This is a genomic window from Streptomyces sp. CT34 (assembly GCF_000805335.1).
Lineage (GTDB): Bacteria > Actinomycetota > Actinomycetes > Streptomycetales > Streptomycetaceae > Streptomyces.
Map to the genome: position 1 here is coordinate 72676 of NZ_KN708638.1, position 14374 is coordinate 87049.

The following is a 14374-nucleotide window of genomic DNA, read 5'->3' on the forward strand; positions in this document are numbered from 1 at the left end:
GCCCCTGATCCGCACGGACTCCGGCGGCGGCACCCACGAGTTCGTCGCCTGGCTCGCCCAGCGGGGCCGCTGGCTGTCGTATTCCGTCGGCATGGTGATCACCGACACCTCCACCAGCACGTGCTGAAGATCCCGGCATCTGCCTGGACCGCGGCCGTCGAGACGGACGGCGAGGTCCGTGACGGCGCCTGGGTCGCCGAACTGACCAGTGACGTCCTCGACAGCCGGCCCAAGGGCATACGGCTGATCGTCCGCAAAGAAGGGCCGCACCCCGGTGCCCAGTTGAGGATCACGGACGCGGACGGCATACGGATCACCTGCTTCGCCACACACACCGCCAACCGTCCAATCACCGAACTGGAACTTCGTCACCGCATGCGGGCCCGCGCGGAAGACCGGATCCGGGCCGCCTGGGCCACGGCCTACGCAACCTGCCCCTGCACAAGACCGCCCAGAACAAGATCTGGTTGGAGATCGTGCAGATCGCCTTTGACCTACTGGCCTGGCTGCCCGTGCTCGCCATGACTGGCAAAGCCCGACTCTGGGAACCCCGCCGCCTTCGGCTCTGCCTGTTCACCGCCGCCGGACAACTCATCACCACCGGCCGCCGCCGCATCCTCCGCCTCGCCCGCCACTGGCCCTGGAGCCACGACATCACCGCCGCCCTCGACGGACTCGCTCAACTGCCAACCGCGAGCTGACCAGCAAATCTCCATGTCCCGACGACTGCACCACTCGACCCGGAGCGGTGGAACCCGGCGCCCACCCGACGCGACACTCGGGTTACTGGCCTGCCCACGACCCGTCACGAAAAGCGAAACGGTCCACCGACTTCGTCACGCCGGGTCTGCTGCACGATCGGGTGACAGGAAGGATCGAGGCTAGGGATGGCTACTTCACGTAGTCGGGGATCTTTCCCATTCCGTGAATGATCTTGCGTGGGTGCGGCTTGGCGTCCTGACCCTCCTGCTGGATCTGGGCGCACATCCAGGGTTTGTCGCCGTGGTACTGGTGTTGGTCGCCGCTCAAGTTGACGACTTGATCGACCTGGCCGTCGGCGTCGAAGTGCCATACCAGTGCCCACATCGTGTCGACCTGGCCCACGCCCTGGGTTGTCCAGCCTCGGTGGATGTCGACGACGTACTCGCCGTTGCTGCCGAGAAACACCGGTTCGGCTTGGAAGCCCGTCTTGCCGAGCTGGTCGAAGAAGCTGACCAGCTCGTCGAGTCCGCGCTTGATGCCCGACAGCGGGTGGTGGCCTGGGATGTTCCACTCGATGTCCGGAGCCAGGACCGTGCTCATCCCCTTGACGTCGTTGGCGGCGTAGGCGGAGAAGAAGTGGTTGATGGCCTCGGCCTTGGGGTCGGACATGGCTTCACTCGTCGTCACCTGGATGCTCCCCGAAGATTCGGTACCGGACTGTCCCGGTCGCGTGATCAACGATGCCGCCGGCCCGCCGGAGCCGTCCAATACCTGCTTCCATAACCTGGCGGAATGGATATCGACACCCGTCTGCTGCGGTACTTCGTTGCGGTGTTCGAGGAAGGCAACCTCACGCGGGCCGCTGAACAGCTCCACATCTCGCAACCCGCGCTCACGAAGCAGATCCGGCAGCTGGAAGTCCAGCTGGGAGTGGTCCTGTTCATCCGTTCCCGTGCCGGGATGGCCCCCACCGAGGCCGGTGAGGCACTGGCCGCCCACGCCAACGACGTGCTGACCGCTTGGGAGCGCACGCTGCGCGCCACCCGGGCCGCCACGACCCGGGCCACACACACGCTACGGGTCGGCTTCGTCGCCAGCGCCGCCAATGAGTACACCCCGCTGATCATCGCCGACTTCGCCCGGCGCAGCCCCGGCTGGCGGGTCCAGATGCGGCAGACCGAATGGACCGACCCCACCGCCGGACTGGCCACCGGCGAGGTCGACGTGGCGCTGCTACGCCTGCCAGTGCCCACGCACAGCGACTTCGAAGTCGAGGTGCTGCTCACCGAGCCCCGCTGGATCGCCTGCCCGCGAGACATCACCTCGCGGCGGAGGACCGCATCCGGTTCCAAGATCTGTACGACGAACCATTCGTGGCAACTCCCGCCGAATCTGGGGCCTGGCGCGACTACTGGCTCGCGGCCGATGAGCGCGAAGGGCACCCGGTGCGTATCGGCGCGGTCGCCCACAACCCCGATGAATGGCTCAACGCGATCGCTCACGGACAGGGCATCAGCCTCACCCCCGAGGCGACCGCCCGCTTCTACCAGCGCCCGGACGTCGTCTACCGGCCAGTGACGGGCGTCAGCCCCAGCCAGATCGGTGTCGCCTGGCCCCGTAACCGACTGATTGACGACGCCATCGACGCCTTCATCCTCAGCTGCCGTGCCATATGCGCGAACGATCGCCTCGCAGACACCGGCCTGACCATGGACAGCTGACGCAACCAAGCGGACATCACGCATTCAAGCCGACATCACGCATTCAAGTTGGGTAGCGGCGCGGCACCTCATGGGAAACCTGGGCCGCCGGATGCCGGCCGCAGATTGAGCATGACGAAGGAGACCGCCAACTGGAGGAGGTTCGGGTGGCGGGGAGAAGGGCGGCGAATGATCCTGCCGACAAGTCGCCTTGACCAGTGGAGGTCCCCGTGAAGCACCTGACCGTTCTCGCTACAGCAGTAGCCGCCTCAGCACTGATGATCCTTGGAGCTGGCACGGCCAACGCCGACGACGGCCACCGTCCCACTGTCGTAACTGCTCAGCTCGGACCTGTCCGGATCACCGACGGCCTTCACAGAGTCGGCACCTGGCTTCTCGGCGACTGAGCTCACCCGCAGGTGGGAAGAGCTCTTCACCCTCCCGGAGCGCTGAGCGCGCGGCGAGACAGGGAAAGGCCGCACGGGCGAGACCCGATGCCGACAGGGGTAGAGAGCTCGCCGCGCCCGTTTCATTGCGCTCGATTCGCTCGGCTTCGGCCTCGACCGTATCCGCGACAGCGCCCACACGCTCATCGACCGCGCCGAGGAAGCCGGAAGCCTCCTCCGGGGCCTCTGTGAGGAATCTCCTAGTCAACCGATGATCAGGGCTGGAACACCTCGCACCTGATGGCAGAACTCATGGCCAGTATCCGCGGTCGCTGACGCTGTCATCAGGGCAAACGCATCGTGGCCGGGGATTTCGCGGACGGGGATCGGGGCTCAGGCAGTCGTTCAGAGGTTTTACGTTGTGGTCGCCAGCGTCGGAGATCACGGTTGCATACTGCAGCTGCACCGGCTCAACAGGGCGCGCTCTCCTCAGGGATGAGCGCCCTGCCGTGACTCTGAAACAGGAGCCCCCACCTTGGAGAAAACGGAACTCCTCACCGATCTTGGTGTCGCCAACACGACGAAGTCGGTGATGAAGAAGCTCCCCGAGGCCACTCTGGCCTTCTGGATCATGAAAATCGCCGCGACGACCCTGGGCGAGACGGCCGGCGACCTGTTCGCCCAGACACTCAAGCTCGGCTACTTCCTCACCACGATGGCCCTGTTTCTGATCTTCGTGGTGACGCTTGTCGTTCAACTCCGCTCCTCCAGCTACAACCCGTTCTTCTACTGGACCGTGATCCTGTCGACCAGCATGGCCGGCACCACGATCTCCGACTTCATGAACCGCGATGCCAGCGCCAAGTTCCTTACGGACGGCGCCACTTCGCTCGGCTGGGGTCCGCAGGGGCTTGGCCTTGGCTACCCCGCCGGCGCGGCGATCCTGATCTCGATCCTCCTGGCGATCTTCCTGGTGTGGAAACTGTCCGGGACGACGTTCCAGATCCGCGACATCGTCACCTTCCGCGGCGAGGCCCTGTTCTGGTCGGCGATCCTCGTCTCCAACACCCTCGGCACCTCCATGGGCGACTTCCTGTCCGACAGCTCCGGCCTGGGCTACGCGGGCGGTGCCCTTCTCGTGACCGGCGCGCTCGCGGTCCTCGTCGTGCTGATGAAGGTGCCCGCCGTTCCGAACGTGCTGCTGTTCTGGATCGCCTTCGTCCTCACCCGGCCGCTCGGCGCCACTGCCGGCGACTTCCTCACCAAGCCCGTCGCCAAGGGCGGCCTGGACCTCGGCACGGCCGGTTCATCCGCCGTGCTGCTCGCGATCCTGTTCGGCCTGATGGCCTACGCCCACGTCCAGGAAGGCAAGACCGCCACCCCCTGCTCAACGACGCCGCCTACGTCGCAGGGGTCGGCCTGACCATCAGCGAACGCGACCGGCTCGATATCCCGGCCGACTTGGCGACCACCTCACCCGGCTGCACCGCATCGGCATCACGGTCGGAGACCTCTCCCCCAAGAACGTGCTCTTCAGCACAGCCCCCGGCCCGAGTGCTCCCTCATCGACTGTGACGCCATGCGCGTGCGGGGCGCCACCGTGTACTGCCCCAGGCCGAGACACCCCACTGGCAGAGATGGGGTACATCATCTTCGTCACGCTCATCGTGGCTCTACGGCAGCCCCCGAGCGAAGTCGCCGGATTCCAGAGCCGCCTCGCGCCAGTTGGCGGCGAGCTGGAGCATGCGCTCGGTGCCGTGTGGGAAGTCAGGTGGTGGGGTGTTCGGGGTGGTGGGCCACAGGATGGCGGCGGCGAACCGGACCGTATGCCTGGCCGCAGTTGCGTGGGGGCAACGCTGCCGCGCTCCAGGCGCCGCAGCATGTCAAGCCGGGCAGCGCCACCGAGGAGTTCGTCGAACACGTTCCCGCATTCCTGCGCGCGTACGGTCGCGAGGTAATCCACGGGGAGTGCCTCCGGCGTTCGGGTGGGTGGGGCTGAGCCTGGAGGCGTTCACCGAACTCGGCCTCCTCGGGGTAAGCGGAGCCTCGGACGGCGTCACGCGGTGGCAGGCTGTGGCACTTCGAGCGCGTCGGCGATCCGGCTGCCAACTCCGCGATGCAGGACGGCAGATAGCCGTCCAAGGCGTCTACATCACGGCACAGCTTGGCCCGCAGCAACCCGCAAAGGGCGCTTCGGTGAACAGCCTCTGCGGCTCGCCATCGGACGCCGGTACCGCCTCGGCGCGGCGATCAGCATGGACGCCATCCCCATGGTGTCCGCCGCGTCCGTGGCACGGTACGAACGTCATCCGCTTCCAGCGGTCCGCGACATCGGGCTGTGGGCCCGGTGCGTATCGCCCCGCGGCGGGAACACGTCCACGAACTCCTCGTCGGTGAGCAACCGTTCGTCGGTGAGCAACCGTCCCTGCTCGTCCGGTCCCGGATCGCCAGGCTCCCCTTCGCCGCACAGACATCGTCAGCCGCCGCATACGGCAATGTCGGCCTCCACGACCACAACCAGGTCTTGAAGGCCGACGTCACACAGGACCGCGAATTACGCCACGACGGCCGAGGATGGTTCCGGGGCCCAGTGGATGAGCACCGTGCTACAACTGTATCTCAGCCGTGGATCGGGCCCAGCGGGATGTCGGAGACCTGGAGGCTGACGGACTTCACAGAGCCGCCGGTCAGAACAGGAATGCCGTTGGGGCCCGGGGCGAACGTGGCGGTCAGGCCGTCCACGGAGCCACTGACGGACAGACCACCCGCGACGCTGTCGAGGTCGTCGTCGGCTATCTCACGGGTCTCAATACGGGACGTGTTGCTCATGATGTTGAGCGTCCTTCCTCAGTAGTGGTGGGTCGCAATGCGTCGCGCACTGCAGCGGGAACCCCCGGACGGTGCTGACGCTAACCATGGCCGATCAAATGGCGATGAAATCGCTGGTGGGCATGGTGCGTGTATCGACGTGTCGCGGGCTGCGGGCTGCGGGCTGCGGTGCTGAATCCTCGCGGGGCGTATGGGGGGACCGGGCAAGGTGGGCAGGATCGGGCAGATGCCGCATCCGATCCGCCCGTCGCTGTGCCATACTCCCACGATCCATGTCGACGTCCAGCTTCTCGATGAGGACCTGGACGTCATGGGTGAAACTGTCGTCCGTCCTGTCCAGGACCGCGCGGTAAGCATCGGTGGCGGGCTTGGCCTTGGCCTTGTGAGCATGCCGATGTGCGGGCCCGTACCGCTTCAAAATGGCTTCACCGAGAATGACCTTGGGGTTTGACGGGAGGTCAACTGGCAGGTCGATACATACTCGTTGATGAGCCCGTGGACGGCTGTCTGTCGGTCGATCCGGATGGCGGGCAGGGGGATGACGGCGGAGTCGTCTCGGGGCGCGAGCTGATTCCTGCCTTGGTGGGGCCGGTGGGCGTTGAAGCCGGGCGTAGTCGTGCGGGATCCTCTCAGGGTGGCCGCGACCGTCGACCAACAACCGTCAGTGCACTCCTGGCGCGCGGAGCGGATGAAGCGCTGGGCGTGCGCGCATTGCAGTTCGGTGAGCCGGGGGGGGAATCTAGGCCACGGCCAAGTACTCGGAGGCGAACACGGCGTCGAAGGCAGCGGTGAACTTCACATCCCGGTCACGGACGAGGTGGGTGAACTGCTCGGTGCGGTCGCCGAGTTGCCGCAGGAGCCGGCGAGCTTGCTGGGTGGCCCACTCAGCAGTGGGGTGGGAGGTGGCACCAAGGATGGGCACGGTTCGGGTTCGTACCTCCATCACGAACAGCGCGTACAGGCACCGAAGCGCGATCGTGTCGAGGTGGAAGAAGTCCGTCGCGAGCAGGCCATCGGCCTGCGTTTTGAGGAACGCGGCCCATTCGCCGCGGGCTTGTTCACGTTGAGGGTGCGGGGCTGAGGCCGGCTGTGCGCAGGATGCGGCGGACGGTGGCGGGGCCGAGGCGGTGGCCGAGGCTGCGTAGTGCCCCATGCTCTCGACGCAACTCCCAGCCAGAGTTCTGCGAGTCGAGGCGGAGGATCAGGTCGCGGATCTTGTCCGGGAGCGGTGGGCCCCGGTTCGCTCGCGGGAGCATGCTCGACCCACGGACCGGCGACGCGTCGTTCCGTGACGGGCACTACTGATGGTGGAACGCGGGTGGCGCTTGCACCACCTGGCTGTCGCCTCACCTGTCAGTGATCGCGGAGAGCCATGCGGTGTCCTCCGGGCCCGGCGCTTCGGGGCCAGGCGCGGGCAGCCAGCGGACCTCGCCCGAGCGCAGGGCGACCGTGGCCCGTGGTCTCATGGGCCCGTCGCCCCTGCGTGAGAGCAGGACGAGTTCCCAGACCGTCGCCGTCATGGCGTCGAGCCGGGTGGCGCAGTGTGCGGTGACTTGCCGCGGATCCCGGGTCTGCCCCAGGGACAGATGTGGGGTGAAGTTCTTGGCGTGCGCACGACAGCGCGGGAACCGCTGCTGCAGTACGCGGTGCAGATCTGCCCACGGTGTCTTGCCGGCGGCCGCAGGGTCGAGCCACACAGTGACGTACGCCCTCTGTTGGAAGGTGCGTACCCCGTCCAGCCGGGCGGTGAAGACCGGCGTCTCGGCCGTCGCCGCGGCGAGCGACGGGGCCGCCCGCTCGAAGTCGGACTCCGGCACGAAGCCGAAGAGCACATTGACATGCGGTGGCCAGCGGTGGATCTGCGGGTCGTAGTCCCGGCGGATGTCCTGGATCGGTGGCCACAGCTCCGCAGGCGGGATCCAGGCCACCGCCGTGCGGGCCGTCGGGGACACATCGAGGGCGCTGGCAGGCTCGCCTCTGGCGAAACTCAGGTGCGCTTGCGAGGCCCGCACCCGGCCGGCCCGCGACGCGTCGATGCGGTCCACGCCTGTGGTCCGGTCCCAGACCACCTCGCCGTCCGCCTCGATGAACATCACCCGGTGCCACGGGATGTCGCCCCCGGGAACAAAGGAAGGCAGCGGGATGCGTTTGACGGCATCCCTGCGCTGGCTGATCCCCAGCACGAACCGGGCCGGGTCGAACCGCGGGTCCCAGCGGACCCGGTGATAGATCTCGTCACTGGTTCGCATCACGCCCCCTCTCCCGCCTTCCCCCTCCTCTTCCCCAGGATGCCGCCTACCCTGTCCTTGACGACTGTTCCGCTCCGTACCGCGACGCGTCAGGTGCGGTACGTGATGGCGCCGGCGTACGTCGAGGCGGGTTCTCGGTCGACGGATGACGGAGCCATCGCCAACGTCCTCGTCAGGTTGGACGCCACCGGGGTGGCCGAGCAGGTCACCGATCAGCCACGCACCCAGCGGCTCGCCCAGCCCGCGCAGACGACAATCACCCGGTAACCACCTACCACGACCAGGCCGGGCGCGCCCCACACGCCGTGCGCGATGTGCCCGGCCCCGTCGCTTCAGCAGTGACAGGCGGCGGAGACACCAGGTAGCTCGGCGCCTGTGAGCGCAGCTGTTCTCGGTTTCATCCGTCAGACGCAACGCCGATGCGGGCCACTACCGCGGCGGTGCCGTCCTCTGCGGCGATGTGGTGCGCGAGTTCGACCGCTCGCTGCCGGTAGGCGGGCTCGGCCATGCAGGCCATGATCGCCGCACCGGGGGATTCGGCGGTGAGCTCGTGGAAGGGCAGTGGCTGCGGGGCGACTCCGAGCCGGTGCAGCCGGGCCGCCCAGAACGGCCGGTCGGCCATGACGGGTACCGGCACGGTCGGGCACCCCGGCGCGCAGTCCGGCCGCAGTGGTGCCCGCCCCGGCGTGGTGGACGACGGCGGCCGTGAGGGGAACAGCCAGTCGTGCGGGAGCTCGCCGATCGCCAGGACGTCATCGCCGACCGCGCTCAGTCCGGCCCACCCCGCCTGCACCACCGCGCGCACCCCCGCCCGGGCCTGCCGCGACCACGAGCTCGCCCAGCCGTTCCCCCTGGCCCGGTGCCATGCTGCCGAACCCGATGAACACCGGGGGCGGACCGGCCTGGAGGAAGTCGACCGGCTCTGCCGGGGGCCGCCACCCTCGCGGCCGGGCAGGCCACCAGTAACCCGTCACCTCGACGTCGGACGGCCAGTCCGCCGGGCGCGATACCACCAGCGGACTGAAGCCGTGGAAGACCGGCCGGATCTCCCCTGCCGGTACGGCGACACGGCGGCGGGCAGCCCAAGCCGGGTACACAGCCGCGTCAGGCCCGCTTCCTGGCGCGCTCCGGCGTGGGCCAGCAGCACCCGGCCCGCAGCGAGATTGCCGTCCAGTCCTAGGTCGTCGGCGCCCAGTACACCGGGCAGCGGGAACTCCCCGGTGGCGAAGGCCAGTTGGAGGTAGGTTCCGATGACAGGGACGGCGAGCGCCTCGCCGGCCGCCTGGCTGAGCGATGCGGGGCCGAACGCGGTGAGCACCAGGTCGGTGCCGCACCCCACGGCCGCCACCACCCCGTCTGCCAGCCGGTCCAAGAACGTCGAGGTCACCGCCCGCGCCTCCTCCGGGGACATCGCCAGAGCGCGGGCGCGGATCAACTCCTGGGGGTCTCCCGCAGAGGCTGGTGGTCGGGCCGCAGCCGGCCACGAGTCCGACGAAGGGCAGGTGCGCGGCACGGCGACCTGGTGCCCGGCGTCCAGCAGGCGACGGTCCTGCGGCGACGGCTCCAGCAGTTGGCCGCCTTCTCCGCCGCTATGGCTTACGGGTTGTGCGGACCGCGTCGGCGTATTGCTCGGTTGTCAGGTCTCCTTCGTTGATGCCCAGGTCGGTCAGTACTGCCCGGACGTCGTCCAAGGCGGCCTGCAAGGCGTCGTCCTTCGCAAGTCTTTCGACTTCGAGGCAGGCACCACCGTCGAGTTACGGCGCTCGGACCAGGGTGGCGAGCATGCGCCGGTATCGGGCCTCGAAGTGATAGTCCCGGCACCGCTTCTCAAACGCGATGGCGGTCACTCATGCTGCGGCTGCGCTCATGAACGCTTCAGGAACCTCAAATAGAATGCCGCGAACACCAAGACGATTCCAACGTTCACCATCAGCCGCGCCCAGAACTGATGCCTGAAGAGCAGGACGTCCACGCCAACCACGACGGCTACCAGCGCGAGCACGTAGAGCACGACGACCACCTGTCTTCCCATCCCTCTTTTCTACGTGCCGCATCCCTGGGTCAGCGACCTGATCTTCCATCCTCCGGTCGAGCTGCAAGACGCCTCAGCCGAGCAGATCATCCATGAGGCCCTCAGATATCGGCCGATTGCCCCGTGAACGGTGGGACCGGTCAACTGGCGGCCCGCCTGCTGTTCGGCGCGAGCGCAGGTGCCGGCCAGGCGGTGGAGCCGGTGCCGCCTGCGCGATGGTCGGGTTCCCGGCCTCGGCGAGGACGAGGTTCTGGCGGTCGGTCGACTGCTGGTCGGTCGACACCCGCTTGTCGACCGGATTGGCCATGCGGCTCGCCGTTCTGGTGGTCGCATTCGACCCTGGCTACCGCACTCCGGCACAGGTCTACGCTGACCTCCTGAACAGCGGTGATGCGCTGACTGCTTGAGCTCACCATCGTTTGGGTGCTTCCCCGGAGCGGTGAGTGTCGAGCAGGGACTGCACGATGGCACCATCTGCGCGGTCTCGGCCCGCGGGCTCAGGTGAGGGCGGCGACCAGCGAGGCGAAGACGGCGATGAGGACGGCGACGCGGACGTAGTGGAAGCGGTCCCAGCGGTTCATCTGCTCCTTCCAGTCCTCGGGCCGGTTCTCGGGGGTCCACGTCTTGCCCCGGTTGTTGATCGGGACGAGCAGCAGGATCGACATGATCACGCTGAGGATCAGCAGCGCGCCGGCGGTGACGACGAGGCCGGTGCCGTGGTGGCGCCATCCGGCGATGGCCCAGACCGCGACGAGGACAAGCGAGGTGATGTACCAGACCGGCATCACAGCGCCGAGCATCCGGCCCCCGTGGGCGCGGCCGAGTTGGCCACTGTCACCGGGGAGCGCGTCGAGGATCCGGTTGATGACGAAGGCGACGGAGAACTCCACCCCCACCATCACGCCGACGACCACGGTGGTGAACCCCCCGAGTGCGTTGAGCATGATGACCCCTCCTGGGATCTAGCGCCGCTAGATGATGAGTCGACGCTAGTACTGCCGCCGCTTGATTGTCTAGCGATGCTAGGATCGAACCATGTCGGTACAGGAACGCAAGCAGCGCGAACGGGCGGAGCGCGAGCGCCTCATCGTGGCGACAGCCCGCGAACTCGCCGAGCACCAGGGCTGGAACGCGGTCACCACCCGCCGGCTCGCCGAGCGCATCGAGTACAGCCAGCCCGTCCTCTACAGCCACTTCCGCGGCAAACGCGAGATCATCGGCGCAGTCGCCCTCGAAGGCGCCACCGAGATGGCCACGGCGCTGCGGGCCGCGACCTCCGCCGCAGACGGCCCCCGCACCCGGGTCACCACCCTCGCCCGCACCTACCTCGACTTCGCCGAGCGCAACCCGGCGGTCTACGACGCCATGTTCCAGCTCGACGGCGGCCTGGTGTTTGCGGACGAGGACACCCCGGAGCCACTGAAGGACGCCTTCGCCGCGCTGCTGGAAAGCCTCGGCGAGGTCGCCGGGGACGGCGTCCACCCGGCGCTGTTCACCGAGGTGTTCTGGGCGTCCCTGCACGGGCTGACGACCCTGACCCGGGCGGGACGGCTGCCGCCAGGGGACGCCGAGCGGAGGATGGAGCTGCTGGTGGACCGGCTCGCCATGGTCTGACACACCGTCCGGGCGGGCGGCCGACACGGGTGCTCGGCTCCTCCCCCAGGTCACTCACCTCACGTACCGGATCACATCGTCCTAGGTCGCCCCTGGAGTCATGACGGTGCCGGGTTCTCGTTCAGCTCTTGCCGGTCGTCCCGGTTCATTCGGCCTCGGTCTCGTCCTCGTCGAGACCGCCCGCACGCGGGTCGCGCAGTGGGCGCGCACCGCCATCTGGATGCGCCGTTTGTCAGCCTGTACAAACTCCCCCATCCCGGCTGGCTAACTCGTCGTGTCACCAGTGGAGTTCACCAACCAGAGCCCCTTTCGACTCTGCTCATGCCGAATGCCCCAGCTGTGCTGCACCCGCTGCTCTGCCGATCGCTCCATCCGCGACGTGCCCCTGCCGGGCAGCACGCTCTGCCCTGCCCCGTGTACCGCCTAGGCGTAGGTTGCGGCAGCTTCACGGCGACGTTGGGCGCGTGGCTGCTCGATCGGGGCCAGCCCGCCGTCCGGCTCGGGCTCGGGGAAAGCGCGTCGCCTTCGTCTGCCGCTCCACCGCCTTCGCGATACCCGGGTCGAGCCGACCCGCTGTGCGGGCGCAGCCGCCTGGTGCGCGGCGAGCGCCTGGTGGAAGCCGCGCGAGGCGATCTCCCTGGTCTTCACCGGCTCTTGGGCGCGGGCGCGGCCGGCTGAGCGGACTCCACCGTGCGCACCGGGGGTGCGGCGCCGGCGGCCAGGACCCGGATGCCGCGGACCGCCTGCGTACCAGCCGCGTCGTTGGTCGCGGCGACGACACGGGCGTTGAGCAGACGCAGCTGGGTGCCGTAGGCGGGCGAGTCCGGGCGCAGGTCCAGTTGCCCGGACTCCGCGTGGAAGGCGACCGCCTGGACGTGCCCTTCCAGATCGAACATGACCGTACGGACCCTCCTTCGGGCATGCCAGTGCACGGTGCCGTACGAGTCAGTGAGTCGGCGACCGACGGGCGTCCACTCACCAACGCCAAGGTCCGGGACCGTCTAGCCGGCCGTCGGCCTTCCGACTCGATCCACGCTCCAGGTGGCTCCCCAGGGAGGTGGTCGGCGTCCCGCGAGCTCGTCGAACACCCCCTTGCCCCCCTGGTCAAAGCTCTGCTCACGGCCTCTCTGGGCGTCGTCCCAGTGCGACCAGAAGCACGACCAGAGGCGTGACCAGGAGCCCGACCAGTGGCGCGACCAGAAGTGCGATCTCCTACCGGTCCAGGCCGGGGCCTCCGCGGGACCGTTTCACCCGCAGCCATGCCGCCGCCAGTTGGCGCCACAGCCATGACCGGGGCCGGGGGTGCACGGTGACGTGCCTGCCGTGGTAGGGCGCCGATCGAGTCGGCGGGGAGATTCTCTATGGGCGGGCGGGGTGTGGGGTTGTCAGGGGCAGCGCGGGAGGTTCCCGGTGTTCTGGCCTTGGACGTAGTCGACGCTGATGTACAGGTTGGGGCGGCCGTCGTCGTTCGTGGTCCTCAGCCAGGTGTCGCTCGTGTGGTTCAGCGCCGACAGCCACTCTCCTTGCGTCCAGCACGAGAACCACCGGGGTCCCGGCCCCACGTCCCCCCGGTGCGTGGCGTCCTTTGCATCGGGTGAGGTGTGGGTCCAGGTCTTGGAGGTGACCACCAGTTGCTGGGGGCCGAGTGTGCGAGTCTGCGCCAGGAAGCCGGTGGCGCGCGCGGTCAGGAGGGTGAGCGCGGCGGCGGAGATGGCCGCGGCGGCTGCGAGGGCGATCAGGCGCAGGGGGGTGTGGTGACAGCGGACCGGCGGGGACGTTCGTGGTTCGCCGGGAGGCGCCGTGACCCTTTCCCGTGCGGCCAACCATGGTGCCGTCTGGTGTGTCCCGGTGACCCCGCATGCCGCGAGGAAGGTCAGCAACCGTTCCTGGGAAGGGAGTCGTTTGCCGGTCAGGATGTCGCTGGCGGTGGCGCGCGGCAGGCTCTGCGGCCGGCCGTCGCGTGGGGGGAGCCGTTCGGCGGCCTGCGCCAGCGTGCGGTAGGACATGCCCTCTCGTGCGGCGAGCGTGCGCAGGCAGGCGGCCAGGTCCGCCGGGCTGCGGACCTGGGCAGGGTCGGATGGCTGGTCGTGAGCCGCGGGACCGCGCACGGACACCCCCCTCTTGCACAGCGAATGATCACTGCTTGTTGTAGCTGCTGGCTGCCGGAGCGTGTCCGGTTCCGTCCCGGACACCGCTCGAACGGGTGAGTCCCGGCTTCGCGCCTGTTCGCCCTCCGGTCGCCCGCCCGCCTGCGCATTCCCTGCCTCGGGGAAGAAACCGCTGGTCACGGACGTGTCCGGGAAGGTTCGGACAGTGGCCGGAGAGGCGGGGGCCCTGCTGTGGTAGCGGTGCCGGGCCGAGAACGGCCCGGTCAACAACGACGCACAGGAGCTCGACATGTCACCTCGTCGACGCCTCGCCACGGCTGCCGCGGCGATCATCCTCGGCCTCGCACCGGCGCTGACCAGCGCGGCGACCACGGCCTCGGCCGACCCCAACTGCCCGGACAGCGGATGGGCTTGCTTCTACGGCGGAGCCAACTTCACGAGCAACCTCGGCCACATGATCAAAGCGCCCGCGGACGCCGACGACGTCTACGGCATCGTCAGCGTGCGCAACCGGACCGACCACGTGCTATGCCTGCGCAACAAGGCCAACGGCGCCACCGCGGCTCAGGGCCCGCACAGCCAGGCTCCGAACATTGGCCATGGCTGGAACCAGGTGACGGCCCACGTCACATTCGTCCCCGTCGGCACAGCCTGCTAGGCCGCGCCGACCGGCACCTGGCGGCACCCGTGGTGGACAACCCGGCACGGGCGCCGCCCGGAACTCCCGGCAGCTCCAAGCGCGCCCGGATCAGCC

16 protein-coding genes and 3 pseudogenes are annotated in these 14374 nt (G+C 68.5%); 8 read left to right on the forward strand and 11 right to left on the reverse strand.

Annotated elements, in window-relative coordinates; all coding sequences use genetic code 11:
• Positions 1–701: pseudogene (locus RZ84_RS40255) on the forward strand (transposase); the annotation flags it as partial.
• Between the two features lie 190 nt (positions 702–891).
• Here RZ84_RS40255 and RZ84_RS00450 read toward each other — a convergent pair.
• Entirely contained in the window at positions 892–1389 is a 498-nt protein-coding gene (locus RZ84_RS00450; protein WP_157878710.1) for a nuclear transport factor 2 family protein, read from the reverse strand.
• A 105-nt stretch (positions 1390–1494) separates the two neighbouring features.
• Here RZ84_RS00450 and RZ84_RS00455 point away from each other — a divergent pair.
• From RZ84_RS00455 to RZ84_RS00460, 3 genes and pseudogenes are all read left to right on the forward strand, one after another.
• A pseudogene (locus RZ84_RS00455) lies at positions 1495–2315 on the forward strand (LysR family transcriptional regulator); the annotation flags it as partial.
• Positions 2316–2632: 317 nt separating this feature from the next.
• Positions 2633–2809 (forward strand): hypothetical protein, encoded by a 177-nt coding sequence (locus RZ84_RS40070; protein WP_157878711.1) that lies wholly within the window; start codon positions 2633–2635, stop codon positions 2807–2809.
• A gap of 514 nt (positions 2810–3323) precedes the next feature.
• Complete coding sequence (locus RZ84_RS00460; RefSeq protein ID WP_052229638.1) at positions 3324–4211, forward strand: COG4705 family protein; 888 nt, start codon at positions 3324–3326, stop codon at positions 4209–4211.
• A 1196-nt stretch (positions 4212–5407) separates the two neighbouring features.
• Here the strand turns inward: RZ84_RS00460 and RZ84_RS00465 are convergent.
• Complete coding sequence (locus RZ84_RS00465; protein WP_043262656.1) at positions 5408–5617, reverse strand: hypothetical protein; 210 nt, start codon at positions 5615–5617, stop codon at positions 5408–5410.
• 226 nt (positions 5618–5843) lie between these two features.
• Between RZ84_RS00465 and RZ84_RS39445 the strand changes: the two genes are divergently transcribed.
• Positions 5844–6068 carry a hypothetical protein gene (locus RZ84_RS39445; RefSeq protein WP_198539916.1) on the forward strand — a complete coding sequence of 75 codons (225 nt, stop codon included), beginning with the start codon at positions 5844–5846 and terminating at the stop codon, positions 6066–6068.
• A 288-nt stretch (positions 6069–6356) separates the two neighbouring features.
• On the opposite strand, the gene RZ84_RS39450 is transcribed toward RZ84_RS39445, so the two are convergent.
• Complete coding sequence (locus RZ84_RS39450) at positions 6357–6770, reverse strand: hypothetical protein (RefSeq protein ID WP_052229640.1); 414 nt, start codon at positions 6768–6770, stop codon at positions 6357–6359.
• Between the two features lie 265 nt (positions 6771–7035).
• Positions 7036–7866, reverse strand: a pseudogene (locus tag RZ84_RS00475) (RNA repair domain-containing protein); the annotation flags it as partial.
• 57 nt (positions 7867–7923) lie between these two features.
• Between RZ84_RS00475 and RZ84_RS38630 the strand changes: the two are divergent.
• Complete coding sequence (locus RZ84_RS38630; RefSeq protein WP_157878712.1) at positions 7924–8133, forward strand: hypothetical protein; 210 nt, start codon at positions 7924–7926, stop codon at positions 8131–8133.
• Between the two features lie 130 nt (positions 8134–8263).
• On the opposite strand, the gene RZ84_RS40260 is transcribed toward RZ84_RS38630, so the two are convergent.
• From RZ84_RS40260 to RZ84_RS00495, 5 genes are all read right to left on the reverse strand, one after another.
• Positions 8264–8662 carry a glycosyltransferase gene (locus RZ84_RS40260; RefSeq protein WP_241777470.1) on the reverse strand — a complete coding sequence of 133 codons (399 nt, stop codon included), beginning with the start codon at positions 8660–8662 and terminating at the stop codon, positions 8264–8266.
• A 174-nt stretch (positions 8663–8836) separates the two neighbouring features.
• Positions 8837–9253, reverse strand: a complete 417-nt coding sequence (locus tag RZ84_RS40265; protein ID WP_241777471.1) for a hypothetical protein — start codon at positions 9251–9253, stop codon at positions 8837–8839.
• A gap of 477 nt (positions 9254–9730) precedes the next feature.
• Entirely contained in the window at positions 9731–9886 is a 156-nt protein-coding gene (locus tag RZ84_RS39455; protein WP_198539917.1) for a hypothetical protein, read from the reverse strand.
• An 85-nt stretch (positions 9887–9971) separates the two neighbouring features.
• A complete protein-coding gene (locus RZ84_RS40270) occupies positions 9972–10205 on the reverse strand; it encodes a hypothetical protein (RefSeq protein WP_241777472.1) in 234 nt (77 codons plus the stop codon).
• A gap of 190 nt (positions 10206–10395) precedes the next feature.
• Positions 10396–10842, reverse strand: coding sequence for an anthrone oxygenase family protein (locus tag RZ84_RS00495; protein ID WP_043262659.1), 447 nt, complete (start codon positions 10840–10842; stop codon positions 10396–10398).
• 91 nt (positions 10843–10933) lie between these two features.
• Between RZ84_RS00495 and RZ84_RS00500 the strand changes: the two genes are divergently transcribed.
• Positions 10934–11512, forward strand: coding sequence for a TetR/AcrR family transcriptional regulator (locus RZ84_RS00500; RefSeq protein WP_043262660.1), 579 nt, complete (start codon positions 10934–10936; stop codon positions 11510–11512).
• 644 nt (positions 11513–12156) lie between these two features.
• Here the strand turns inward: RZ84_RS00500 and RZ84_RS40275 are convergent.
• Positions 12157–12408 carry a DciA family protein gene (locus RZ84_RS40275; protein ID WP_052229641.1) on the reverse strand — a complete coding sequence of 84 codons (252 nt, stop codon included), beginning with the start codon at positions 12406–12408 and terminating at the stop codon, positions 12157–12159.
• Positions 12409–12897: 489 nt separating this feature from the next.
• Positions 12898–13620 carry a helix-turn-helix domain-containing protein gene (locus RZ84_RS34870; RefSeq protein WP_157878713.1) on the reverse strand — a complete coding sequence of 241 codons (723 nt, stop codon included), beginning with the start codon at positions 13618–13620 and terminating at the stop codon, positions 12898–12900.
• A gap of 289 nt (positions 13621–13909) precedes the next feature.
• Between RZ84_RS34870 and RZ84_RS00515 the strand changes: the two genes are divergently transcribed.
• Entirely contained in the window at positions 13910–14278 is a 369-nt protein-coding gene (locus tag RZ84_RS00515; RefSeq protein ID WP_043262661.1) for a peptidase inhibitor family I36 protein, read from the forward strand.
• The last annotated feature ends 96 nt before the right edge of the window (positions 14279–14374 follow it).